Here is a 25,040-nt window from a genome sequence, read left to right as displayed (position 1 = left end):
ACAGACGATGCCCCGGCGTCGCCCTCTGGAGATCTCTTAAATGTGGTTAGAAAACCTGCGCCGGACATTCCTTGATTGGGATGCCATGGCCGAAATCTTGCCGATTATGCTCACTACCGGCCTCAAGAACACCCTGATCCTCGCATTCGCATCAACAATCATCGGCATTTTCATTGGCATCGTCCTCGCCGTCATGGGTATTTCACGATCCAAATGGCTGCGCCTTCCGGCACGTGTTTACACCGATATCTTTCGAGGTCTGCCCGCCATCGTCACCATCCTCTTGATCGGTCAGGGGTTTGCGGGAATAGGGCGCGAACTGTTCGGGCCGTCCCCTTATCCCCTTGGAATCCTCGCGCTCAGTCTGATTGCGGGATCCTATATTGGCGAAATTTTCCGTGCCGGCATCCAAAGTGTGCCGACTGGTCAAATGGAAGCCTGTCGCGCGTTATCCATGAGCTACGGTCAGGGGATGCGCCTTATCGTCGTGCCACAGGGCATCCGCCGCGTCCTCCCGGCTCTGGTCAACCAATTCATTTCCAACGTCAAAGATTCAAGCCTTATCTATTTTCTAGGCCTCCTTGCGTCAGAACGCGAGATCTTCCGTGTCGGCCAAGATGCCGCCGTGGTGACGGGCAATCTGTCCCCCTTGCTTCTGGCGGGTATTTTCTACCTTGTTATCACTGTTCCCCTGACGCATCTGATCAACTACTTTGATCACCGCCTCCGCGCCGGAAAACGCCCATCGAACCAGCAACCTGCTAGTGGGCTTGAAGAGGTTGATGAACTCAATGCCGTGCCCCGTAACACCTCGGAAGCAACTAACTTCAACGGCGGCAGCCTGTCGATCGAAGGTCTGCGGTTGAGCTACGGCGACATGGAAGTCCTTCGCGGTATTGATCTCGAGGTTCCGAAAAATTCCGTAACCTGCGTCATCGGCCCCTCGGGCTCCGGTAAATCCACCCTGTTGCGCAGCCTCAACCGGTTGGTCGAAATGAACGCGGGCAAAGTCCTTTTAGACGGTTCCGACATCCGCAACATGAAACCAGAAACTCTTCGCGCAAGGGTCGGCATGGTGTTCCAGCACTTCAACCTATTTCCCGACCATACGGCTCGCGAGAACATCATGCTCTCACTCACAAAAATCAAAGGCATGAGTCTCGACGAGGCCCGCAACATTGCGGATGCGCGGCTTGCGGATGTGGGCCTACAAGGGCGTGGGGACCATCGTCCTGTAAATCTTTCCGGAGGGCAGCAACAGCGAGTCGCCATTGCTCGCGCTTTGGCTATGGATCCGGAAGTGGTTCTGTTCGACGAGGTGACCAGCGCCCTTGATCCCGAGTTGGTGAAAGGTGTGTTGAACCTGATGGCCGAACTGGGACGGCGTGGGATGACCATGGTTGTCGTTACGCACGAGATGGGATTTGCTCGTCAGGTAGCAGACCAGATCGTGTTCATGGACGAGGGGAAAATCGTCGAATCCGGCACCCCAGACGAGATGTTCAACGCACCTAAAACCGACCGTCTCAAAAAGTTCTTTGCGGAGGTTCTCTAAAACATGTCTGATCAAAATACCGATATCACGCCCCTGCGCTGGGGTGTCCTCAGCACCGCAAGCATTGCGCGAAAAGCCATGCTTCCTGCACTTCGGGCGGCGCAAGGCTGTACCCTCGCCGCCATCGCCTCCCGCGATGCGGCACGGGCAAGCGAGGTTGCGCAACAGTTTGATATACCTCGCACATACAGCAGTTACGAGGCGCTGCTCGCGGATCCGGATATCGATGCAATTTACAATCCTTTGCCCAATCACCTGCATGTGCCTATGACGCTCATGGCGCTTGAGGCAGGCAAACATGTGTTGTGCGAAAAACCTCTTGCGCTCACCTTCGCGGAGGCGGATCGGTTAACCGACACCGCGCGCCGGTGTGGGAAAATCGTGACTGAGGCCTACATGACTCGCCACCACCCGCAATGGAGACGCGCGAAAGCACTTGTCCAGGCGGGACGGATCGGGCGTCTCACCGGAATTCAGGTCCTGTTTAGCTATTGCAACACCGACCCGGCCAATGTCCGAAACCAAGCGGACATCGGCGGTGGCGGCCTCAATGACATTGGGTGCTACGCGATAGATGCAGCACGGTTCTTTTTCGATAGCGAACCCGAAGCCCTCACAGCCACCATGGATCGGGATCCGGCGTTCGGAACCGATCGTTTAACCACCGGTGCAGTCCGTTTCTCAAACGGGAGGCACCTCGGGTTTACCGTGGCGACTCAATCCGCTCTTGTACAGCAACTGACCCTATTGGGGACCGAAGGCTATATTACCCTTGATGCGCCGTTCAATTGTCCGCCAGACCATACCGCGCATCTGGTCATCGATACGGGAGCGGACCTGCTCGGCGGCGGGCGTGAGGTTGAGACGATCGCCCCCGCGGATCAATACCGCGCACAGGCGGAAAGTTTTACGGATCAAGTCCTGACAGGCGCTCCAATGCCATCCTCCTCGGCTGACATTTGTCGCAATGCCGCTGCGCTTGAAACACTTGCTCGTGCGGCCGAAACCGGTCGCTGGGAGTCCTTGCACTATATCGAAACCCTCACAGGAGTCTAACCATGCCACAACCAACCCCACATATCGACAGTGCCGTTATTATCGGCGGTGGCATTTTCGGTGTTTCGACAGCGGCGCAACTCACACGCATGGGCGTAGCTGTTACCCTCATCAATGACGGGCCTCTGGCGAATGGGGCGTCCGGCAGGTCGCTGGCATGGCTGAACACCGCACGGCGGCGCTCCCTCCCGTATCATCGACTTCGGCAAGCCGGCATGGAACGGTATCGCGTTCTATCTGATGCCTATCCTAATGCCGATTGGCTGTGTTTCGGAGGCGGCCTAACATGGGATATGGAGGGGCCGAAGAATGAAATTTCCGAGGTCTATCGCTATGAACGCAACCTTGGCTATGAAGCGCACCTGTTGTCCGGTGAAGAAGTTGCACACAAAGTGCCCGGCGTGAACGGTGCGGCTGTCACCGAAACAGGGGCGATCCTCAACCCGAACGAAGGCTGGGTCGATTTACCCGCGCTTGTCTCTATCCTCGCAGAAGAGATCAACTCTGCGGGAGGAAAAATCATTACGGATGCGGGTAAAGCCACCCCTGCCGTAACGGAAGGGCGAGCAACAGGAGCGCGGTGCGATGATGGACGGAATTTCGAGGGCGATGTCGTCCTGTTGGCCACCGGTGCCGCAGTACCCGCCATGGCTGCGACCCATGGGATTAAAATTGGAGATGGCACGCCCATTGCCGTTCTGGTCGAAACCCAACCAGTCGATCATCCCCTCCGCGCCGTCTTGAACACACCATTTGTGGCAGTGCGCCGGACCAGAAACGGAGCATTCTACCTCGACTCCGACTGGCCCGAGGAGGAAGTGACTCAACGTGCTGACGGGGGGTATGATCTGCCAGACTGGGTAGCAGAGAAATTGATTGATGAAGCCCGCAAAGTGCTCAATCCTGCACCCGACTTGAGCGTCATTAACGTGCATTTCGGACCGAAGCCTATCCCCGGTGACGGTGACCCGGTGTTTGGCGAACTGGCAGAACTCCCCGGATGTTTTGTAGCCTTTTCCCATAGCGGCGCGACACTCGGCCTGATTATGGGCGAGCTTCTGGCTGAAGAAATGGCTTTGGGCATCCGTCATTCTATGCTCGAACCGTTCCGACCGGAACGGTTCGCAGACTGAAATCCAAACAATCTTGCATACCACGTCTCTATTCACTCCAATGGAGACGTGGTCCATTTGCAGTTTAACCTAAAATCAGCGTGCCTTCCGTTGTCACACTGCGACCGAGACCGACCGCTGACCCCGGATCATTGGCATGTTGAAGGTACAACAGCCCGGCCACCAGGCGCGTCGATGTCGCCGGGCGACCTACAAGCTGATCGAAAAAGCACGACCACCTCTAATCCGAGTATCTCAGCTCTACTTCAACTCACGAATTTCGCATCTTGGTCGCACAAACGAAAATTGAGTTTTCTATATAAATTTTGCTACCTGAGCTATATTGAAGTGCTTTTCCGACGCATACTTGAAGATGTGCAAGTGAGAGGAACGGAATTTTTGAGCGTCGGAAACATCTGAAGAAAGAAAAGAGAGGTGAGGAAAATGAATTAACTTGCGAAAAGCGTAGTTTGGAGAGTATTCGCGTCAAGTATTTGATTTTGAATCATTATTTGACGAATCGAGCACATTGTGTCCTGATGCTTCGGTAAAGCCGTAACGCTTTTTGGGCCCGCCGCGAAGTCGAGAATGGCAGGCATATACGCGGTGGCTAGACGAATAATCCGTCTCTGCGATGCTCCAGTACAATTCACCGCTGTTTCAGCCTGAAACAGCAATTTCATTATAACATCTGCGATGTATCGCAGCGATCAGAACAAGGAGATGTGACAGTTAGAACGTGGCGATACCCGCCAGAAAGTAAATACTCGTGCGTGTTGAAGCGTTTCATCTTATGCCGTTGCCATTTGGGGATGACACTGTTTTTCTGCCGTAAATACATTAATCGACCGGCACATTGCCGACGGTTTCATTATTTCGGCCCGCCGACCATTAACACTGTTTCAAAGACTGAAACCCAACATAACGCGCCTCCTAAGATGGCCGCGAACAAGAGAGTAGCGCCATGAGCCTTACTGACATCGATACTAATGCCGACATTGACCAAACGGAACCCTTCGCCTGCACTGCACATGTTGCGCCTGAAGGTTTCCAGATCTCTCAGGATACTGTCAACGACTTCAATGGAAGTCTTAACTTGGCGGATCGCTTGGTGAAGCTGGAAGATTACTTCGAAAAGACGCTGACATACTATCGTGTTGATTTCCGCTGAGACGTGACCCGGTATTTCCACCGAGAATTGACCCGCCCTTATCTATGTATCAGCGTTTATTTGGCAGTCAATTGTGGGGTCTCCTTTCGCGTTTTTTTGGCGGCTTCGGAACTGACTTTGAAGCGATAGCTGTCGTTTCCAGTTTCGAGGATGTGGCAACGGTGGGTGAGCCGGTCGAGCAATGCTGTTGTCATTTTTGCATCGCCGAAGACCTGTGCCCATTCACTGAAGCTGAGATTGGTGGTGATGATCACACTGGTGCGCTCGTAGAGCTTACTCAGGAGGTGGAAGAGTAATGCGCCTCCTGATGGGCTGAAGGGCAGGTAGCCGAGTTCATCCAAAATGACCAAATCGGTTTTGGTGAGCATCTCTGCAATTTTACCGGCCTTGCCCCCAGATTTTTCCTGTTCCAGTGCATTGACGAGTTCCACGGTCGAGAAGAAGCGGACTTTGCATCTGTGATGTTCGATGGCCTGCACACCGATGGCGGTGGCGATGTGGCTTTTCCCTGTACCTGGGCCACCGATCAGAACTACGTTTTCTGCGTTCTCCATGAATTCGCCGCGATGCAACTGCCGGACCGTGGCTTCATTGATGTCGCTGGATTTGAAGTTGAACCCTGTAAGATCCTTGTAGGACGGGAAGCGGGCCACCTTCGTATGGTAGGCGATCGACCGCACTTCCCGTTCTGCCATTTCAGCCTTGAGCAGTTGGGACAGGATCGGCGTTGCAGCCTCAAACGCTGGCGCACCCTGCGCTATCAGATCATCGACTGCTTGCGCCATGCCATGCAGTTTGAGGCTGCGGAGCATGATCACAATCGAGGCTCCTGCTGGATCATGACGCATGACGCTTCTCCTTTGTTTGTCTGAGGTCGTCATAGCGATCGACATTGGCTTTGGGGGCCGTTTCCAAGGCCAGAGCATCTGGTGGGTCGATCTCCGGAAGATCGGTTTTCTTGGGGTCAATCAGCCTGTGAAGCAGGTTCAAGATGTGTGTCTTGGTCGGCACGCCTGCCTCCAGCGCCAGCTCTACCGCGCGCAGAACCGCAGCTTCATCATGATGAAGAATGAGGGACAAGATATCGACCATCTCCCGATCACCACCCTCTTTGCGCAACATGTGATCTTGTAGGCGGCGGAAGGCGTCTGGCATCTCCATGAATGGCGCACCATTGCGCAGTGCGCCGGGTTTGCGCTGGATCACCGCCAGATAATGACGCCAGTCATAGATCACCTTTCCGGGCTTGTGGTGGGACCTCTCTATGACACGCTCATGCGTGCAGACACTCTGGCCTTCGGCCACGACAACCAACTGCTCGGGGTAGACGTGGAGGCTTACGGGACGGTTCGCAAAGCTGGCCGGAACACTGTAACGATTGCGCTCGAACGTGATCAAGCATGTGGGCGAGACACGTTTGCTATGTTCCACAAAACCGTCGAAGGCTGGAGGCAACGCCATCAGTGTCGGCTTCTCAGCTTCCCAAACATCAGCGATAGTCCCCGGCAACTCGCGGTGTCGTGTCTCGGACCAAAGAGCAACGCAACGATCCTCAAGCCACTGGTTCAGTTCGGCCAGATCGGTAAAGATCGGCATGACCTGCCACAAACGGCTGCGCGCATCCCGGACGTTCTTCTCGACTTGTCCTTTCTCCCAGCCTGCAGCCGGATTACAGAACTCAGGCTCAAAGACGTAGTGGTTGGCCATCGCCTTGAAACGAGCATTGACGTCTCGCTGTTTGCCACGTCCTACGCGATCCACAGCCGTCTTCATATTGTCGTAGATGCCCCGACCAGGCACACCCCCGAATACGCGAAAGGCGTGCCAATGGGCGTCGAACAACATCTCGTGCGTTTGGAGCGGATAGGCCCTCACCAGAAAGGCGCGGCTATGCGACAGCTTCGCGTGTGCCACCTGAAGCTTGACCCGTTCGCCGCCGATGCTGGCCCAATCTTCGCTCCAGTCAAACTGGAATGCCTCGCCGGGGTGGAACACCAAGGGAATAAAGGTGCCGCGTCCGGCCGTCTGCTCTGCGCGAAGCCGGTCCTCCCGCCATGCCCGAGCAAACGCCGCTACACGACCGTAGGATCCGTCATAGCCGAGCTTGACCAGATCCTCATGCATCCGCTTCACAGTTCGGCGCTCCTTGCGCGGCTTGCGTGTCTGCGCCAAGAGCCAGGCGGATAATCTGTCCGCATATGGATCCAGCTTGCTCGGACGGACTGGCGTCTTGAACCTCGGTTCGACTGCGCCTTCGCGCAGGTACTTTCTGATGGTGTTGCGAGACAATCCCGTCCGCCGGGAAATCTCACGAATTGGCATTTTGTCACGTAACGCCCAACGTCGAATGACACTCAAAAATCCCATGTCGATCACTCCATATCTCCCTGAACAAAGCCGTCAGGGATATCATGTTCACATGGGTCAATTCTCAGTGAAAATTTTGCGGCCTACCGGGTCACGTCTCAGCGGAAATCAACAAACAGACCTATGGCCGGTTCCATTATGCGATCTGTATCGCAATCGATCAACTTTACAACCATCGAACGGTGGTAGAAGGCCAGAATGACTTCAGGATTTCTATCGGCAGTTTAAACAATAACGCCAATCGGAAATTTTTGCGCCAGATCGTCGAAGCTATCTTTGGAGAGCGCGTGTATCTGGAATGCAGCTCAGTAAAGATTCACTCATAGCTCCTCAAATAGTTGCAACTGGTGTAAGTGGTGATCCTATCGCCCCAGGCAAATATAGCGCGGGCGCGGTGAGAAAAACACTATTACGCTTTGAAGCTGTGAGTGCAGCAGCGAGATCTCTAAAATACCATAGTTCTGCAAGCGGTAGACCCAGTTTAAAGAGGCAGTGATGATGAAGCGGCAAGCGCAGACAGCAAGTCGTTGGATCGCTATGGGGATTTTCAACGGCATAATTGTCTGCTGCAATAGCAGAAATCTGGCTCTCGGAGATCCAAGTATGAAGCGCACTATCAGTTCCATCCAGTACTGCGCCGGTGCGTTCTAGCCTTTCTGGGTCAGGATTCTCTTGCATGTCCCAGAGCGCTTCGGAATATCCGGTACGGAGCATTAGAATGTCTCCGCGACGCAGTTTAACATTTTGCTCCCGAATTACTTTTTCAAGCAGTTCACGACCAACAATGACACGTTCAGAGCCAAATGCCTGAACAAAATCGATAAAGACGCCTCTCCCTTGAACCGGTTTTTTGGCCATTTCGCTTGCCGAAAGCTTACGAGCATATGAGGCATGGTTCCCCTCTACTCCCGCGCCAACAATATCAGTATCGGCGCGAAAACCATTATAGTAGCAACGCTCGGACACTCCATCACCGTCAGCATCAAACAAAGCGCCAACATGTGCCAGAGAATCCCACTGCGTAGAATATTGTGTCGACAAAAGAACTTGATCATCGCTCAATACATCATGGAGTTGCGAGTCAACGTTGCTCAAAGGATAGTTGATGTAAGGCGTGTCTCCTAGATAGGTTGGCCCAAGGCGGGGAGGTTTTCGGCGGGGATTGAGCGTTAATTCTCCGGGGAGATCAAGCGGCAAAGATAGGCAGAAAGCCCGTCCTTCACGAATTTCTTTCGCAGCAGAAAGACGCTGTTCATCACCGATGTAATTTAATGTCCCGAGCTGATCTTCTAGCCCAAAGTCACCCCAATTGCTTCCCTCTGGTCTGTTTACCCATCGTGTCATGTTCTATTCCTCCTCAGTAGCCTGCGCCCTATCGGCAAGTGCAATCACCTCAGGCAACAGGGCCTCAATTTCTTCTAAACGTCCGTTTTGAGTAGCATCCCATTTGAAGAACCCTTGTCCGGACTTTCGACCAAGATGACCCGCAGCAACCATATCGACAAGTGCGTCTGGAGCTGTTTCCCGACGATCAAGGTCTGCATATAGATAACGAGCAATGTTTAGGTGAGTATCAAGGCCGTTCAAGTCTCTCTGGAGCATCGGTCCGATGAGAGCAAGCCGAACTCCCAAAGCATAGCGAGTTACGAGATCAATCGTTTCCGCATCTGCCACACCTTTTTCAATGAGGTAAAAGCACTCCCTCAGCAGTGCGTGCTGAAGGCGGTTCGCAATGAAGCCAGGAATGTCTGCTTGCAAACGGGCTGCTTTTTTTCCGGTGCGTTCCAAAAGCCGAATTACCTGTGCAACAACTTGCTCTGTTGTTGCTGGGCCGGGCACGATTTCTACGGCTGGGATTAAGTCTGCGGGGTTAAAAAAATGGGTAATAACGAAACGCTCGGGATGATGCATCCCTTCTGTCATATCCGTTGTTTTAAGGCCCGATGTGTTAGAGGCGATTATTGTCGTTTCACCGAAACATTCTTCGATTGTGGAAAGGACAGATCGTTTGATCGATAAAACCTCGGGGACAGCTTCGAAAACGACATCTGCGGCGCTCCATTCCTTTCTAAGGTCGCTTGGCACACGAACGCAAAGGGCTTCTTTTCCATCTTGCTTGGTATTTTCTTTCGCTTTTTTTAAAGCGACCGGAGATGGATCAACAAGTGCGACTTGACAGCCATTTCTCAGGAAATGCTTACAAATACCTATTCCCATGACCCCAGCACCTATGACGACGATACGCGCCATGCTCACCTCCTCCAAATTTATTCGTTGACAATATAAGTTAAGTTTAGTGATTAGTAAATCATATCACAGAGAAAATAATGGAGTGAGGAGCTCCATTGAGGGAGGATACTTTGAATTCAATTGCGAATTTTTTCACGCGGATCGTGAGCCGTTATATGCCTGACCCATTGGTTGTGGCTATCATTCTCACGGCTTTGACAGTGGCCTTTGCCATGCTCTCGCAAGGGTCTAGTTTCATTGAGGTCACGACCTATTGGGGCGATGGCTTTTGGAACTTGCTGGCGTTCACCATGCAGATGACGATCATTTTGCTGGCCGGATATATAGTGGCGAGAACACCTGCTATCGACAAACTGATGGATTTCCTGATCAAGGGAGTCCACTCACCACGCACAGCAGTTGTCGTCGCAACTATGGTTGGCGGTATCGGCAGTTGGATGAATTGGGGTTTTGGCCTCGTAATCGGGACACTTATTGCACAAAAACTTGGACGTAAAGTTAAAGGCTTGCACTATCCGCTCGTGATTGCGGCAGGCTATTCTGGGTTTGCGGTCTACGGCGTCGGCCTGTCTGGCTCTGTCCCACTTCTACTGAACACACCGGGCCATTTCATGGAGGACATTATCGGCCTTGTATCACTCAACGAGACGATTTTTTCTCCCTACATCATCACTATGAACCTTATAATTTTGGTGACGTTGCCCTTTTTTAACGCAATGTTGCATCCAAGAAACTCGATGGATGTGATTGAGGCGCATCCGGAGCCAGAGCTTCCAGTGGCGGAGCCGGACATCAAAGAACTAACTTTTGCAGAACGGCTGAACCACTCAAGAATTCTCGGTATTGGTATGGGGCTGTTTGGGCTGTTCTACGTTGCGCTTTACCTTTTTAAGGGTGGCAGTGTTACGTTGAACTTCATCAACCTGCTTTTTCTATTTTTGGGAATGACGCTCTTTGTTACGCCAAGCCGTTTCCTTGCGGCACTCAATGAAGGTATCAAAGTAGTTAGCGGCATTATCATTCAATACCCGTTCTACGCGGGCATTCTCGCTATTTTTGCGGGTTCAGGAATGATTGTTACCTTCTCGAATTGGTTCGTATCGATATCCAGCGCAGAGACATTGCCGATCTCATCCTTCTTCTCTGCAGGTTTGATCAACCTTTTTGTTCCGTCGGGTGGAGGACAGTGGGTCATTCAAGGGCCGGTTATGATGGACGCGGCGCAGAAAATTGGGGCGTCCATTCCTGCCACAGCACTTGCTGTGCAGATCGGTGACCAATGGACCAACATGGTTCAACCTTTCTGGCTTCTGCCCGCTCTAGCTATTTCGGGGCTCAAGCTTAAACATCTCATGGGATACATGGTTATGATTTTGTTCTACCTTGGGGTCGTCTTTCTCGGAACCGTATCAATCTGGGGCTTTATGACGGCAGGGGCTTAAGAACATGCCCTGGATGGTTGAAACATATGACAAATTCGATTGCGCAGAATTGCGCAATCGAATTCGTCCCGCGCATCTTGATTATCTTGAAGCCCATAAAGGCATCCTACTAGCCTGCGGTGCCAAGATTGATGATGAAGGCAAGACAGCAAGCGGTGGATTGTATCTTCTGGATTTGGAAACGAGGGAAGACGCTCAATCGTTTATTGAGCAAGACCCGTTTTATCAAGAAGGTCTGTTTGCCCGTGTATTTGTCACTCGGTGGCGAAAAGCTTATCTGAATGGATTCAATACATTAAATGAGGACTGAATGCTCTATCACGTTTCTATGACTGTCAATATCCCAACAGATATGGACACCGCCACGGTTGAGGAAATCAAAGCCCGCGAAAAAGTTTACTCTCTGGATCTTCAACGCCAAGGTATTTGGCGTCACATTTGGCGTGTTGCTGGACAATATGAAAACGTCAGCATTTTTGACTGCCGGGATCATTTGCATCTGCATGAAGTCTTAATGGGGTTACCTCTCTATCCTTACATGAACATCAGCATCATGCCATTATGCCGCCATCCTTCCTCTATGCATGAGGACGACAAATGATGTCATATACACGACAAACTGCGATAGTCACTGGCGGCAGCGGGGGAATCGGCGCCGCTATTGTCGCACGTTTAAAAACGGACGGATTCCGCACAATTGTTCTTGATCTAAGTCCGCCTGAATTTGAAGCTGACAAGTATTACCAAATAGATTTGAGTGACGCTGAGGCGACCCATGAACTTTGCTCTGAAATAGCGGACAATGAAAATGTGAATTGCCTTGTAAATAACGTGGGAATCGTGAAACCAGCTCTTCTTGAAGACGTATCACTAGCGGATTTTGATACACTAATGCATGTTAATTTGCGACCTTCCATTATCTGCACACAAGCCTTTTTGCCTAAAATGAAACAGCTTGGCGGAGGAAGAATCGTGATGAACACGAGTCGAGTGACCAAAGGGAAAAGCGAGCGTACACTATACTCTGCGACCAAGGGCGCAGCACAGTCCATGGCACGCACGTGGGCATTGGAACTGGGCCATCATAAGGTAACGGTGAACTGTGTTGCACCGGGTCCCATCGCGACTGACGCATTCTGGAAGAACAACCCACCCGATGCTCCAAACACGCTGGAAATTATCGAAAATGTTCCCGTAAAACGGCTCGGCACAGGTGAGGATGTTGCAAATGCCGTATCGTTTTTCTGTGCGCCGCAAGCCGGTTTTGTAACTGGGCAGACACTTTTTGTATGTGGTGGCGTAACGGTCGGCTGATCATATTTCAGGCATATAAGTACAATATGAAAGGCCGCCTAATATGGCGGCCTTTTGATCTACTCAATGGCTTCAAGTGGCTAAATGTTGATGAAGTAAATCTACGAAAGCGGCGGGTTGTTCAACGCAAGGCAAATGGCCTGCGTGGTTAATTTTATGAAACACCGATGATGGGAGATTATGTGCCATTTCTTCGACAAGTTCTGGCGGCGTAGAACTATCTTCTGCGCCAACAACAACAAGCGTCGGTTGAGTGATCTGACCCAAGTCTGCGCGATAGTCCGCATCGCGAATTGCAACACAGACTTGAGCATAGCCTTCATCTGGCGTGCGCTCGAGCATCGCCTCCCACATCGTAAAATCTTGGGTCTTCTGATAGGTAGGAGCAAACCAGCGGGATAGTATGGCGGTTTTGATAGAAGAAATGCCTTCAGACCGCACCGTATTGATACGTTGATTCCACATTTCTGGTGTTCCAATCTTTGCTGCAGTATCCGCCAATACTAGATGGCTCATAGCTGTATCGCGCCGAAGGGCAAGTCTCTGCATGATTAACCCTCCCACTGAAAGACCTATGCCGACAAAAGAACTGATGCCATAGTGATCCAGCAAAACCTCAACATCATCTGCCAATGTTTCGATACTCATTTCGTCGCATGCGGTGCTCAATCCATGCCCGCGCTTATCCTGTCGCAAAATACCCCACTGCTCAGGAAGTTGATTAATAACCCGGTCCCAAACTCTTAAGTCGGTTCCCAATGAGTTTGCGAAAACCAAAGTCGGAGCATTTTCGGAAGCGCGCCGATAGCTATGATAAACTCCATCAAGGGCAGTGAACATTTCGTAGGTCAAAGAGGGCTCCTTTAAGCTGGATTTCCATCCAAACATGAGAGAAAAAGATCGAGAGCAGGGCTTTCATGTGTCTCCCGATATACGAGAGAAATGTTGGCCGTTACTTCAGTATCGGTCAGCGGTTTATAGATGACATCTGGGATACTTACATTTTGGATTGATGCAGGCGTGATCGCCACACCGAGACCTGCAGCAACCAGACTGACAATGGATGCAAACTGGGGTGATCGATAGACGATGTTTGGTGTAATACTCGCTTGCGCACACGCATTATGAAGTGATGCCGCGAACCCAGTACTGGGCGGCAAGTGGGTTGCGATAAATTGCTCGTGCTTCAGATCAGAGAGTCGAACAGTAACTCCATCTTGAGCGAGATAATGTTCAATCGGCAAGGCAACCCAAAGGCGCTCTTCACATAATGTGTGAAACGCCACATTGCCGGGGCAATCGGGATAGGGCAAGCGAACTACCCCGGCATCAAGGTTTCCTGTGGAAACTTCAGGAATTTGCTGATCCAGATCCATCAATGTGAGAGTAAGTTGGGTGTCCGGTGCTTTCTCTCGAAATTGCCGGAGTAAGCGAGTCAAAACTCCATTATAAGCCGCAGCCCCGATGTAGCCCAAAGCAAGCTCTCCGATGACGCCCCGGCCTGCGCGCATCGCTATTTTCTCTGCTCTAACGGACTGACGTAGAACTGCGCGTGCTTCAGGTAAAAGAATGCGGCCGGCCGGAGATAAACTGACATTTCGGCGATTGCGTTCGAACAGGATTGTACCGATAAGTTCTTCCATTTGCTTGAGCTGCTGTGTCAATTGTGGTTGAGAAATCTTCAGTCTTTCCGCAGCCCGACCGAAGTGCAATTCTTCTGCTAGAACGACCAACACCTCATAATGTCGAAGCAGCAACATATGAAATAACTCCCAAATTCTTATTTGATTTTATAATATATCGCCCCGTCGAGAAAAGCCATCTGCAACCTACTTTACTAGATAGATTTTATGGCTAAATGTGCGAGGTGTGCGCAGCCCATGCCTATTACAGCAAGCGGCGCAGGCCGGCTTGCACTTGCAACAGGTTGGGCAGGTAGCGCGGCACCAGTGTGGCCACATCATCTTGCGTCGCAGCCATACCGGTATTAAGCGCGGCAACGGTGTTCCCGCGCCCGTCAAAGAGTGGCACAGCAATCGAACGCAACCCGATTTCTACCTCCTGGTCTATAAGTGCGTAACCTTGATCATGAGCTTCTTTGATGCGCTGCATAATTGTGTCGGGGTCCGTGAGGCTAAATCTTGTGCGCGGCGAAAGATCTGAGGATTCGACAATTTCTTGCGCCTTTATATAAGGCAACGCGCCTAGCAAAATACGCCCCATAGAGGTGCAATGAGCCGGCAATCGTGATCCTGGCATGAGGCCGATGGACATCACACGTTTTTGGGCGGCGCGCGCGAGATAGACGATTTCGGTCCCGTCTAAGATCGACACGGAACAGCTTTGCCCGATTTGTTCAGTAAGCTGGTCCAGCCAGGGTTGCACAATTTGCGGTAGTGGCAGTGAAGAGATCGCCCCCATGCCCAGCCGCAAAGTACGCGGCGTCAGAGTAAAAAACTTGCCGTCATAGTCCGCATATCCTTCAGCATGTAGCGTCAAAAGACATCGCCGCGATGTTGCGCGATCAAGCCCCGTTGCTTTGGAGACATCCGTAATCGAGAGCTTGGGCGTCTCGGCTCCGAAGCATTCGAGGACGCGCAGCCCCTTCGCCAAGGATGAAATGGTATCAGACGATTTGTTCATAATACGCACGAAAATCATCGAAATACGAACAAATGTCAATATGCGCACAAAATGACTCGCAGCCTTTGCGACACAAGCCTAAATCATAACCGTGATTTGGAGGACATTATGGATAAAACGATCTCTTCTGTTGCTGAGGCCGTCGCAGATATTCCGGACGACGCTGACGTGATGATCGGCGGCTTCGGAGGGTCCGGCGCTCCGATCGAGTTGATTCACGCCTTGATCGACCGTTTTCGCGCTACGGGCAGCCCGAAAAACCTTACTGTGATCAACAATAACGCAGGCAATGGCTTTATTGGCATCGCTGCGATGATCAAGGCGGGCATGGTCAAAAAAATGGTCTGCTCCTTCCCGCGCAGTTCCAACGCCGAAGCTTTTAATGAAAAATTCCTCGCTGGCGAGATTGAACTGGATCTGGTGCCGCAGGGGACGTTGGCCGAGCGCATTCGCGCTGCGGGTGCGGGTATTCCCGCGTTTTACACGCCGACCTCATTCGGAACTGAGTTGGCCGAGGGGAAACCCACCGAAGAATTCGACGGCAAGATGTATGTTCGCGAACGTTGGCTGAAAGCAGACTTCGCACTCATCAAGGGTGAAAAAGGCGATGTTGTGGGAAATATGACCTACCGCATGGCGGCGCGTAATTTTAACCCGCTGATGGCTATGGCGGCCGAAAAAACCATCGCTCAGGTCGCCGAGTTGGTCGAGACGAGATCCATCGACCCGCAACAGGTTGTCACCCCGGGCATTTTTGTCGATGCAATCGTTCAGGTCTCCGAGCCTGAACAGGAAGAAGTTCTCGTGCGCACAGGAGTGGTCTACTGATGTCCAATTTCAACATTATGGAAGACAAACTGTCCAATGCGCAGATCGCATGGCGCGCCGCTCAGGATATTGATGACGGCTCCTATGTGAACCTTGGTATCGGCTTCCCCGAAATGATCGCCAAGTTCCAGCCTGAAGGACGCGATGTCACTTACCACACTGAAAACGGTGTGTTGGGTTTTGGCAAAGCACCTGCCGAGGGAGAAGAGGACTGGGATCTTATTAACGCCGGGAAAAAAGCGATCACGCTCAATCCAGGCGCCTCGTTTTTCCACCATGCCGACAGTTTCGCCATGGTCCGCGGCGGTCATCTCGATCTTGCTGTATTGGGAGCCTATCAGGTTGCGCCGAATGGCGATCTTGCCAACTGGCGCGTCGGCTCTAAAGGCGTACCTGCCGTCGGTGGGGCCATGGACCTCGTCCACGGGGCAAAACGCGTTGCTGTGGTAACAGACCACATAACCAAAAAGGGCGAGCCGAAACTGGTGGAACAGTGCACCTTCCCGCTCACCGGAGTGGGGTGCGTGACCCGCGTTTACACTTCTCTGGCTGTGCTCGATGTCAGCGAAGGGAAGTTCATCCTGCGCGAGAAACTTCCCGCAATTTCCATGGACGAACTGCAAGCGGTGACGGGTGCAACTCTCCACATCGACGGCGATGTGGCTGACCTGACCGTACCGGAGAACCTGAAATGACTGACGTATATATCTGTGACTATATCCGAACCCCCGTTGGCCGTTATGGCGGCGCCCTGTCATCCGTGCGACCCGACGATCTCGGCGCAATTCCTCTAAAGGCTCTGGCCGAACGCAACCCGTCAATGGATCTGTCAGCCATCGACGACATAATCTTTGGATGCGCAAACCAGGCAGGCGAAGACAACCGCAACGTGGCCCGTATGTCCTTGTTGCTGGCGGGTTATCCCGAGACTGCGTCGGGCACGACAATGAACCGCCTTTGCGGGTCGGGCATGGATGCAATCATCACCGCCGCCCGCGCGATCAAAGCGGGTGAGGCCGATCTGATCATTGCGGGGGGTGTGGAAAGCATGTCCCGCGCACCCTTTGTTATGCCGAAAGCGGAAACCGCCTTTTCCCGCGCGAATGCGGTCTATGACACCACGATCGGCTGGCGCTTCGTCAACAAGCAGATGTTGGCGCAATTCGGTGTCGATTCCATGCCGGAAACCGCTGAGAATGTCGCTGAAGACTTCAACATCTCGCGTGAGGATCAGGACCTCTTTGCGCTCCGCTCCCAGCAGAAAGCGAGCGAAGCGATGGCGAACGGGCGCTTGGTAAGAGAAATCGTGCCGGTGACGATCCCGCAACGCAAAGGCGATCCGATTGTGGTTCGGGAAGATGAGCACCCGCGCCCGTCAACGACCATTGAAGCACTGAGCAAACTCCAGACTTTTGTCAAAGCCAACGGAACCGTCACGGCCGGAAACTCTTCTGGTGTAAATGATGGGGCGGCGGCTCTGGTTCTTGCCTCGAAAGCAGCGGCCGAAAGGCATGGTCTGAAACCCATAGCCAAAGTTCTTGGCGGCGCGGCCGCAGGTGTTCCGCCTCGCATAATGGGCTTTGGTCCGGCACCGGCATCTAAAAAGTTGATGGCACGTTTGGGACTCAAACAAGAGGACTTCGCGGTGATCGAACTCAATGAAGCTTTCGCCTCGCAGGGTCTTGCAACGCTGCGCGATCTTGGCATTGCAGACGACGACCCGCGCGTAAATCCGAACGGGGGAGCGATTGCCCTAGGTCATCCCTTGGGCATGTCCGGAGCGAGGATCACTGGGACGGCGATGCTGGAACTGAAGCCAGGCGAAAAATCGCTGTCAACGATGTGTATCGGCGTTGGTCAGGGCATCGCGATTGCGCTTGAAGCCGTCTAAAACGTTTCAGCGGGTGGAGAAATCCTTCGCCCGCCGATGCAACAGACTTGCCAGAAAGTCTGCCGGGCTGTCGCGCGTGAAATCGAATTTCCGCGTCAGCCCTACCGCCCCTGTCAGATAATCCACGCCCAGATCGAGCGTCGCAATGCGTCCCTCCGACAGCTCGCGTTCGACTACGCCGCGCGAGATAAACCAGAGCATGTCGGAGCGCTCCACGAGCGGTAGTCCGACGGGTCTTGCCACGACCTTTGCAAAGTCTCCTGCCAGAGAGGCATGGTGGCAAGGGCCGCCCAGAGCCGACTTTGGAGAAAGCCACAAACGCCGCGTCGAGGCTCATAACGAGCGGGCGCTGGAGGATAGCGCAGCATTGAGCATCACCGGTTGACTGTATTGCGGGACAAAGTTCCATTTCGCTGAGGCTGCACGAATTTCTTCATGTGTCGTATGAACGCTGCTCTGAAGCACAGAGCTTTTCAAGATATAGTCCTTAAAAATATCAGAAATATAGAAGCATGCGCGGCGATCGCCGCGTATGCCAAGACGCCTTATATCATCATATCATCGCGAAAATACGTGCTGGTCCACCAGTGCCGCCGCGATGCTTTGGCGCGCCGATGACCAACGTGGCCCCAGCTGCTGGAACGCGGTCGAGATTGGCGAGGCCCTCGATACCAAACCGTCCCTCAGGCAACCACGCGTAGTGCGTTGCAAAATCGGGCGAAATTCCGTGGTCGAGCGACAGCGTATCAACGGCAATAGACCCCGCCCCTGTTTCGAGCAACATCTGCGTCGCCTCGATATGGAAACCTGGATAGTGTTGCGCTTCCCCATCAAAATTACGGAAGCCGTCCGTATCAACCTTTGAGGCCCATCCTGAGTACATGGCGACACATGCGCCGTCTGGGATGGGTCCATTCGCATTGATCCATGCCTGAAGATCATTAGGCGTGACCTGCGTATCTGCGTCCTCAGCTGCCCGTGCTGCAATGTCGATGACGCAGAGGGGCGCGATCAAAGACGACACTGGGATCTCATCAACAGACATGCCGTCCTCGGAAAAATGCAGCGGTGCATCAATATGGGTGCCGGTATGTTCGTTGATCGTAAATTGATTCAGGTTAAAGCCGTGCTCTTCATAGTTAAACAGCTGCTCTCGGCTGAACTGAGATTCTCCAAAAAATGTTGGGAAATCTTCGTGCAGGGTGTGAGTCATATCTTCGACCATACCGTGACCTGCAGCCAATGCCGGTGTGCCCAAAGCACTTGTCGTTGCCGCAGCAACCGCACCAGCAGCGCCGGCCTTAAAGAAGTTGCGGCGCGACAACATTTTGTCCTTTACCGCATTCATTACACATACATCACACATAAGTTCTCTCCTGTTGGTTTTGTAATTTTATTTGACGTCGAATTCCGGATCGATCGGCACTTGCAGTGCGGTCACCAAATGGTTGGTTGAGGCCGCCAAGGCCACAATCTGCATCAACTCGCCGTGTTCATCCTCTGACATACCCTTGGCCTTGGCCGCAGCCGTATGCGAATGAACGCAATAGCTGCACCCGTTGGCAATCGAGACCGCGATGTAGATCATTTCGCGCGTTTTGGGGTCCAAGGCACCGGGTGTGGCCATCAAGGATTTTACATTCTCCCACGTGCGTTTCAGTCCCTTAGGGTCGGCCGCCAACGCCCGCCAAATGTTGTTTACAAAGTCTGAGCCACGCGTTGCGCGGATATCTTCGAAAACAGCTTTGACCTCAGGGTTGGCTTCCACGTCGGCGTCTGTGAAAAGATGTGTCGTTCCCATTATGCGGCTTCCCCGGCTAGTGCCCAATCCCAATACAGATGACGGGCTTTTTTGGCGATTGCGCCAACGCTGAGTTCTCGACCTTCGAAGCCAATGACGGGTACGACCTTGGAGATATTTCCGCTGGAAAAAATCTCTTCCGCTTCGTGAAAATCATCTACGGTCAGAGTGACCTCATGCACAATCACGCCGGCCTCGCGCAGTAAGCCGATGACTCTTTGGCGAGTGATACCGTTGAGGAAGGTCCCGTTTGGTGCTGGAGTAAAGACTTCCCCACCGCGCACCATAAATATGTTGGATGTAGCCAGTTCGGCGACATTGCCATTGGCATCACAAACGAGCGCATTCTGGAAGCCTCGCGATTGGGCCTCGCGCACCATGCGGGCGTTGTTTGCATAGAGGCACGCGGCCTTGGCGTTCACCGGCATCACCTCAAGCGTTGGACGCCGGAACCTCGTCACGGTCGCGGTAAATCCGTTCGGTGAGGCCATGGGCATTTCTTCTAGGCACAGTGCAAAATCCGTACTCTCAGGGTCAGGTGGCAGAACGCCAAAATCGCTGTCCTCAGCCCAATACATTGGTCGGATATAGACGTCCGTGCCAGGTTCAAATTTCCCAAGGCCATCCATCGTTAGCCCTGCGATTTCCTCACCCGTAAACGTGGGTTTCAAACCAAGAGCCCTGGCGGAGGCATTGATCCGAGCGGAGTGTTTATCAAGATCGGGGGTCACCCCATCAAACAAACGCGCGCCGTCGAACACGGCGGAGCCAAGCCATGTAGCGTGGGAATTCGCGCCAAGGATACGTGTATCGCCTTGATGCCAGTCACCTCGCCAGTAAGTCCATATGGTTTTCTCAGTCACTTAGATATCTCCTTAATGGGGCGTTATGGGATCAGCACCAGCGATCCGCCGCCGGTCATGCTTTCCAATATTTCATGGGCGCGGCTCGCGTTATGCAGTGGTATGGGGGTCGGTGTGGCGGCTTTGAGGGCGCCAGATTGGAAATCCTGCATAACCTTGCTGGCCATTGCTTGATATTGCTCGGGATCGCGCAGGTAATGGAACAAAATGGGGCGCGAGACGGTCAGTGATTTGGCGGCAAGTGTCGCCATTTCTAAAGGATCAACCGGACCGGAAGATTGGCCAAAATTCACTAGATGACCACACATTGCAAGCGCCTCAATCGACCCGGAAAATGTATCCGCACCAACGGAGTCGTAGACTACATCGACACCCGAACCGCCGGTGATTTTTTCAACAGCGATCGTGAAGTCCACTTCACGGTACAACACAACGTGGGCACATCCATTCGCAAGCGCAATGTCAGCCTTTTGTGGAGATCCAACCGTGCCGATGACTATGGCACCCATGCTTGAAAGCGCCTGACACAACATCCGACCCACACCACCCGCCGCGGCATGAACCAGAACAGTCATTCCGGGCTTGATCTGATGCACCACCTGCCCAGTGAGCATTTCAACGGTCATAGCCCGTAGAAGGTTCGAGGCGACGGTTTCATCCGACACGCCATCGGGAACATGCACCGCCAAATGCGCTGCCAAATTCCGGTGCGATGCATAAGCGCCGTAGGTCCCGGTCACATAGCCCACGCGATCACCGGGCTTTAGGCCAGTCACGTCCGCCCCAACGCTTTCCACAACGCCCGCGGCCTCACAGCCCGGAATGCCCGGCAACGCCAAAGTGTTATAGAGACCGGAGCGCACATAAACATCGTGGTAGTTGACGCCCACCGCAGTTTGCCGGAGGCGAATTTCGTCTGGGCCAAGCTCCGCCAGCTCAAGCTCCTCAAGTTTCAAAGCATCAGAGGCTCCATAGTCACGGATCATGATGGCGTTTGGCAAATGCTGTCTCCTTCAAGCTATATAGGGCTGTCTGTTGCACGCCCCCTTGCTTCAAGCGTAAGTCAGTTTCGACGGAGAGTGCTTGCAAAATCACTAAAATATACCACTAATGCTTAGTGAAACTCACTCAATTCGTGGAACAATTAGAGAATATGGCCCTTCGAGATCTTGATGCTACCGATCATAAGATTCTCTCCGTTTTGCAGGTCGATGGCCGCATCTCCAATCTGGAGCTTGCCCAAAGGGTTGGCCTTTCACCAACGCCCTGCAGTCGCCGCGTACGCCGTCTTGAGCAAAGCGGTATCATCACCGGCTATGGAGCAAAGATTGACCTGTCCAATCAGCGTGAAGGGATTACAGTGCAAGTCAGTATTCGCTTGGCGGGGCAGAAGCCTGATGACATTGATGCCTTTACCAATGCCGTTAATCAAATTCCCGAGATTACTGAATGTTTGTTGGTGACTGGAAACGTAGATTATCTACTGACGGTCCAGACCGATAGCGTCGATGGCCTTCGTGATTTTGTCTTGAGTAAACTTAAGAATATTCCTTGTGTATCAGAGACGACTACAATGCTGATCTTAGGGTCGATCAAGTCGAGGTAAAAGCAATCAGGAAGAGCCAATTTAAGAAGAGGGGTTGCGCGTTCAGCCCTTCCATCGTGATCCAAGGTATAGCCCTGCTGTGCGGCGTATAGTTCATCTTCCTTATTGCAGTGAAACCACCAAAGGAGCGGCATAAAACCTTGACAGAACCAGGCCGGATTCTCCCCAATTCATGCCGCCTAGATTGACCGTTCTTCGTTCACATACGCGAGAATCCGGCCATCAGCCCCTGCTATGAGCGTCTCCACACCTCTGCGTTGCACATACAGCGCCTGGCCAGCGTCCAGATTACCGAGATATACAAGCTTAGGGAATGTTCGCTTCCGCAGTGGATCCATGATGAGTTCGCGCCGTTGGCGAACGACAGCACTCTGCCCTCCGTGTCAGCGCCCGGTCGCTCGCTACACCTTACACGAATGTCTTGAAAGGGCTGACACCGGCCATCCGTTTGATCGCGCCGAAGCTTGCACAGGTCAAGATTTGCGCGCCGCACCGCCGCAAATCCGGTTTGAGCTCAAAGTGGCCGATGCTGCGTTTCGCACGAATGGCTACTTTGGCCTACGCCTACAAATTACAATAGTAGCACAAGTGCCATGCAAGTCTGTCCAATATCCAATAAGTGTCTAAATGTCGGTTGTGGAGAACCCGAACAACAACGATCAATCCAGCCGATGATAATGGGCTTTGATCAGATCCGCCTGATCGGACGCCGCCGTATCTCCACCGAAGTTTTGATTGAGCGCGATGGCATAGGGATAGCGCACAGGGGCGAGAGCGGCAGCAATCGCGCGGTAGCTGTCGATATTTTCCGCCTTTTGGACGTCGCCCCACACCGGCGCGTCACCCGCTGTCAGGATCAGCATCGTCTCGCGCGCCTCAACGCGCACATCGCGGGGAAGGTCGAAGGATTTCGGGAGGCGATCAAGGTACTCTGGCCCAATAAAAGTGCGCCATCCGATGTCAGCAATTCCGGGTTTCATATCGCCGGTATAGGTCATCGTTGAATGGGCACGACGCAACCCGCAAGAGGGCATATCAAGCGTGTGGAGCAACGCGGTCTTATAGCGCTCGGCGAGGCGCGGGAGCAGCCAATTGAGACTGTCATAGGCGGTGGGCAAAAAGAACCCGAAGCCCTGCGCCGCACAGATCATCGGGGCCGTGGCCAATGCTCCTGCGATCTCATCGGCAAAGCCCAACAGTTCGGACGCGTCCGGCGCGACCGAAATTTCCACCAGCGTTTGATCGTCATAGCGCTGCTCAAGGCGGAACCACGGCATCGCGGGCGGTAGCTCATCTGTATTGAGCGAGCCAAGGCGCACCCCCGCACCAGAGTCCAACCGGTCAGGCGCACGGATCCACTCGCGAAGATCTTTCAGCGCCTTCGACGTGACCTTAGACGGCTTCCCTGTTCGGCCCACGAGACGCATGGATATCAACCCCAGATCGCCCCCGAACCGCGCGACAAACGCGTCGAACATAGCACCAACGGCCAACGCGATCCGCGGGTCATCGGGCGCGCCATCCAGATAGGCAAGCATACGAAACGCGGGCAAGGCGGCGATTTCATCGTCATACATCAACGGGGCGGGCATAGGCATACGGTCTTATCTTTCACCAAATCCCCACCATCATTGCAGGTGTTGATGGGTTTTGCGATCATATTTAAGGGGTATCTCTGCTCTCCATTCACATGAGCCTCTACGGTGAAACGGATAGGGGTGGTAAGTGAATTTTCATGACGCAAGATACCTGATACGCTCCACGCATTACATTGAATAAGGTCAGCCTGTCATGAGTGAAATTCTGCTTCCTTTAGGCTCTTTCGTGATTTTCGCCATCTCGGTGTCCATCGGCTACACAATGCGCAAGCATCACTGGTGGAAGCCTGTGGCCGTTATCGCCTGCATCGTGCTGCTCCTTGGATATCTGCGATATGCCGCTCAGGGCACAGGCTGGGAAGGTATCGGACTGGTGATCATCGGTATATTCGCGATCTTGCCTGCCGGCATCGGATTGACCTGCGGCGTGGGGTTCGGATGGTATAAAAACACGCGAAAACCAGATACGGCGCCAACGCCCGGTGACCACCAATCTAAAAGTGAATAGCCATTTGTTGCTCGCGCCGACGGCCGTCTTTGTCACGAAGCAGCCTTTGGAGAATTGTGCCGGAAGTGTCGCTTTGTCCGCATTGCCGACATCGAACGGGTCAAAATGCTGCGCAACTGTTCCAATGACCGCTTCGGGGAAGCTGCCGCGCGGCGACGCATGGTTGGATCAATGTCCGGTGCGGGCCGTTCTCGTCGATCGACACTTCGGGCGGATTACCGACATTCGCTACAATTGCGCGATCATTGTGTCGCAGTGCGAAAAGCCGACATTCGCCCCCTACCTGCGCAGTAGCTCTTGCCGCGCTATGCACCAAGGGCAGAAATGCGCAGATAGTAACCTTTGCAAAGTCTGGAACCGCAGTCTTCTTTCTCGACGTGATCGGCCCAGAGCATGCGTAATTGGGCTGCCCCTATTCAGAGGTCGAGTTCCCGTTAAAATCACAGTCAGATTGTGAACAAGGGAGATGAATGATGGAATATTTTGCTGGTTTGGATGTGTCGCTCCGCTCATGTGCCATCTGTATCGTCGATACCAAAGGCACGGTGATGTTCGAAAGGGAACTAACCTGTGAAATAGAGGATATCGCCGATTGTCTGAACAGCTTCGGTTGTCCGATCGAGCGTGTTGGATTTGAGGCTGGCACGCTTGGTCAGCATCTCTTTTATGGCCTGTCCGGCGAAGGCTTTGATGTCGTATGCATGGAAGCCCGCCAGGTGAACGCTGCCCTTTCGGCGATGCGCAACAAGACCGACAAGAACGATGCGCGTGGGATTGCCCATGTCCTGCGCACCGGCTGGTTCAGCCCGGTCCACATGAAGAGCCGGGAAGCGCATGGTGTGCGAGCCTTGCTCAGCACCCGCAAAGCGTTGCTCAACAAGACAATTGATCTCGCCAATGAAGTGCGGGGGCTGCTGAAGATCTTTGGCCTCCGACTTCCCAAGACAGTGCAGCATGGCAGCTTTGACGGCCTCGTCCGCCCGATGATTGAAATGGATGAGATCCTGGCACATGCGATTATTCCGCTGCTCGATG

27 protein-coding genes are annotated in these 25,040 nt (G+C 53.1%); 14 read left to right on the top strand and 13 right to left on the bottom strand.

Features of this window, described 5'->3' with window-relative positions; genetic code table 11:
* Positions 1-40: 40 nt before the first annotated feature.
* The 4 genes from BM152_RS19655 (at position 41) to BM152_RS16405 (ending at position 4,894) form a co-directional block, all read left to right on the top strand.
* A complete protein-coding gene (locus BM152_RS19655) occupies positions 41-1,555 on the top strand; it encodes an amino acid ABC transporter permease/ATP-binding protein (protein ID WP_066606611.1) in 1,515 nt (504 codons plus the stop codon).
* 3 nt (positions 1,556-1,558) lie between these two features.
* Positions 1,559-2,611 carry a Gfo/Idh/MocA family protein gene (locus BM152_RS16420; RefSeq protein ID WP_066606607.1) on the top strand — a complete coding sequence of 351 codons (1,053 nt, stop codon included), beginning with the start codon at positions 1,559-1,561 and terminating at the stop codon, positions 2,609-2,611.
* 2 nt (positions 2,612-2,613) lie between these two features.
* Positions 2,614-3,744 carry an NAD(P)/FAD-dependent oxidoreductase gene (locus BM152_RS16415; RefSeq protein ID WP_066606604.1) on the top strand — a complete coding sequence of 377 codons (1,131 nt, stop codon included), beginning with the start codon at positions 2,614-2,616 and terminating at the stop codon, positions 3,742-3,744.
* A gap of 943 nt (positions 3,745-4,687) precedes the next feature.
* Positions 4,688-4,894: a hypothetical protein gene (locus BM152_RS16405; protein ID WP_066606599.1), complete on the top strand. Its 207-nt coding sequence runs from the start codon at positions 4,688-4,690 to the stop codon at positions 4,892-4,894.
* A gap of 56 nt (positions 4,895-4,950) precedes the next feature.
* Here the strand turns inward: BM152_RS16405 and istB are convergent, their stop codons facing one another.
* The 4 genes from istB to BM152_RS16385 form a co-directional block, all read right to left on the bottom strand.
* Positions 4,951-5,742, bottom strand: coding sequence for an IS21-like element helper ATPase IstB (gene istB, locus BM152_RS16400; protein WP_066606597.1), 792 nt, complete (start codon positions 5,740-5,742; stop codon positions 4,951-4,953).
* Positions 5,732-7,261 carry an IS21 family transposase gene (gene istA / locus BM152_RS16395; RefSeq protein ID WP_066606648.1) on the bottom strand — a complete coding sequence of 510 codons (1,530 nt, stop codon included), beginning with the start codon at positions 7,259-7,261 and terminating at the stop codon, positions 5,732-5,734. The genes istB and istA overlap by 11 nt, the downstream gene beginning before the upstream one ends.
* A gap of 330 nt (positions 7,262-7,591) precedes the next feature.
* The gene (locus BM152_RS16390) at positions 7,592-8,605 is read right to left on the bottom strand and encodes a cyclase family protein (protein ID WP_074914479.1); all 1,014 of its coding nucleotides are present in this window, start codon (positions 8,603-8,605) and stop codon (positions 7,592-7,594) included.
* A 3-nt stretch (positions 8,606-8,608) separates the two neighbouring features.
* Complete coding sequence (locus tag BM152_RS16385) at positions 8,609-9,517, bottom strand: 3-hydroxyacyl-CoA dehydrogenase family protein (protein WP_269446562.1); 909 nt, start codon at positions 9,515-9,517, stop codon at positions 8,609-8,611.
* A 104-nt stretch (positions 9,518-9,621) separates the two neighbouring features.
* On the opposite strand from BM152_RS16385, the gene BM152_RS16380 reads away from it, so the two are divergent.
* The 4 genes from BM152_RS16380 to BM152_RS16365 are packed head-to-tail and all read left to right on the top strand — an operon-like array spanning position 9,622 to position 12,267.
* The gene (locus BM152_RS16380) at positions 9,622-10,953 is read left to right on the top strand and encodes a short-chain fatty acid transporter (protein ID WP_066606645.1); all 1,332 of its coding nucleotides are present in this window, start codon (positions 9,622-9,624) and stop codon (positions 10,951-10,953) included.
* Positions 10,954-10,957: 4 nt separating this feature from the next.
* Positions 10,958-11,263: a YciI family protein gene (locus tag BM152_RS16375; RefSeq protein WP_066606588.1), complete on the top strand. Its 306-nt coding sequence runs from the start codon at positions 10,958-10,960 to the stop codon at positions 11,261-11,263.
* Positions 11,264-11,554 carry a muconolactone Delta-isomerase gene (catC, locus tag BM152_RS16370; protein ID WP_066606586.1) on the top strand — a complete coding sequence of 97 codons (291 nt, stop codon included), beginning with the start codon at positions 11,264-11,266 and terminating at the stop codon, positions 11,552-11,554.
* Entirely contained in the window at positions 11,551-12,267 is a 717-nt protein-coding gene (locus tag BM152_RS16365; protein ID WP_066606585.1) for an SDR family oxidoreductase, read from the top strand. The genes catC and BM152_RS16365 overlap by 4 nt, the downstream gene beginning before the upstream one ends.
* Positions 12,268-12,339: 72 nt before the next feature.
* On the opposite strand, the gene pcaD is transcribed toward BM152_RS16365, so the two are convergent.
* The 3 genes from pcaD to BM152_RS16350 all read right to left on the bottom strand — a co-directional run bounded on the left by pcaD (position 12,340) and on the right by BM152_RS16350 (position 14,910).
* Positions 12,340-13,119, bottom strand: coding sequence for a 3-oxoadipate enol-lactonase (gene pcaD / locus BM152_RS16360; protein WP_158527943.1), 780 nt, complete (start codon positions 13,117-13,119; stop codon positions 12,340-12,342).
* A gap of 11 nt (positions 13,120-13,130) precedes the next feature.
* Positions 13,131-14,027, bottom strand: a complete 897-nt coding sequence (locus BM152_RS16355) for a LysR substrate-binding domain-containing protein (protein WP_066606577.1) — start codon at positions 14,025-14,027, stop codon at positions 13,131-13,133.
* Between the two features lie 127 nt (positions 14,028-14,154).
* The gene (locus BM152_RS16350) at positions 14,155-14,910 is read right to left on the bottom strand and encodes an IclR family transcriptional regulator domain-containing protein (protein ID WP_066606642.1); all 756 of its coding nucleotides are present in this window, start codon (positions 14,908-14,910) and stop codon (positions 14,155-14,157) included.
* Between the two features lie 108 nt (positions 14,911-15,018).
* Between BM152_RS16350 and BM152_RS16345 the strand changes: the two genes are divergently transcribed.
* From BM152_RS16345 to pcaF, 3 genes are read left to right on the top strand one after another with little or no spacing between them, the layout of a single operon-like run.
* Positions 15,019-15,738, top strand: a complete 720-nt coding sequence (locus tag BM152_RS16345; RefSeq protein WP_066606574.1) for a 3-oxoacid CoA-transferase subunit A — start codon at positions 15,019-15,021, stop codon at positions 15,736-15,738.
* 17 nt (positions 15,739-15,755) lie between these two features.
* The gene (locus tag BM152_RS16340) at positions 15,756-16,433 is read left to right on the top strand and encodes a CoA transferase subunit B (protein ID WP_170845887.1); all 678 of its coding nucleotides are present in this window, start codon (positions 15,756-15,758) and stop codon (positions 16,431-16,433) included.
* On the top strand, positions 16,430-17,629 hold the full coding sequence (gene pcaF / locus BM152_RS16335) for a 3-oxoadipyl-CoA thiolase (protein WP_066606568.1): 1,200 nt from the start codon (positions 16,430-16,432) through the stop codon (positions 17,627-17,629). Before BM152_RS16340 ends, pcaF begins: the two co-directional genes overlap by 4 nt.
* 6 nt (positions 17,630-17,635) lie before the next feature.
* On the opposite strand, the gene BM152_RS16330 is transcribed toward pcaF, so the two are convergent.
* From BM152_RS16330 to BM152_RS16310, 5 genes are all read right to left on the bottom strand, one after another.
* A complete protein-coding gene (locus BM152_RS16330) occupies positions 17,636-17,872 on the bottom strand; it encodes a hypothetical protein (protein WP_146251145.1) in 237 nt (78 codons plus the stop codon).
* Positions 17,873-18,182: 310 nt separating this feature from the next.
* Entirely contained in the window at positions 18,183-18,995 is an 813-nt protein-coding gene (locus BM152_RS16325; RefSeq protein WP_066606562.1) for a cyclase family protein, read from the bottom strand.
* 27 nt (positions 18,996-19,022) lie between these two features.
* On the bottom strand, positions 19,023-19,430 hold the full coding sequence (locus BM152_RS16320) for a carboxymuconolactone decarboxylase family protein (protein WP_066606559.1): 408 nt from the start codon (positions 19,428-19,430) through the stop codon (positions 19,023-19,025).
* Complete coding sequence (locus BM152_RS16315; protein ID WP_066606557.1) at positions 19,430-20,293, bottom strand: branched-chain amino acid aminotransferase; 864 nt, start codon at positions 20,291-20,293, stop codon at positions 19,430-19,432. The genes BM152_RS16320 and BM152_RS16315 overlap by 1 nt, the downstream gene beginning before the upstream one ends.
* Positions 20,294-20,316: 23 nt before the next feature.
* Positions 20,317-21,294 carry a quinone oxidoreductase family protein gene (locus BM152_RS16310; RefSeq protein WP_074914475.1) on the bottom strand — a complete coding sequence of 326 codons (978 nt, stop codon included), beginning with the start codon at positions 21,292-21,294 and terminating at the stop codon, positions 20,317-20,319.
* A 152-nt stretch (positions 21,295-21,446) separates the two neighbouring features.
* Here BM152_RS16310 and BM152_RS16305 point away from each other — a divergent pair, with 152 nt between their 5' ends.
* Positions 21,447-21,899: an Lrp/AsnC family transcriptional regulator gene (locus tag BM152_RS16305; protein WP_066606551.1), complete on the top strand. Its 453-nt coding sequence runs from the start codon at positions 21,447-21,449 to the stop codon at positions 21,897-21,899.
* A 659-nt stretch (positions 21,900-22,558) separates the two neighbouring features.
* On the opposite strand, the gene BM152_RS16300 is transcribed toward BM152_RS16305, so the two are convergent.
* A complete protein-coding gene (locus BM152_RS16300; protein WP_066606548.1) occupies positions 22,559-23,497 on the bottom strand; it encodes a type VI immunity family protein in 939 nt (312 codons plus the stop codon).
* A gap of 193 nt (positions 23,498-23,690) precedes the next feature.
* On the opposite strand from BM152_RS16300, the gene BM152_RS16295 reads away from it, so the two are divergent.
* On the top strand, positions 23,691-24,005 hold the full coding sequence (locus BM152_RS16295; RefSeq protein ID WP_066606546.1) for a hypothetical protein: 315 nt from the start codon (positions 23,691-23,693) through the stop codon (positions 24,003-24,005).
* A 473-nt stretch (positions 24,006-24,478) separates the two neighbouring features.
* The coding region (locus BM152_RS16290; RefSeq protein ID WP_139222525.1) for an IS110 family transposase at positions 24,479-25,040 on the top strand (562 nt) is incomplete at its 3' end.

The sequence above is a fragment of the Celeribacter halophilus genome (genome assembly GCF_900114135.1).
Taxonomy (GTDB): domain Bacteria; phylum Pseudomonadota; class Alphaproteobacteria; order Rhodobacterales; family Rhodobacteraceae; genus Celeribacter; species Celeribacter halophilus.
Note: the sequence above shows the minus strand (reverse complement) of the source record. Positions and strands in the feature narration are given on the sequence as shown.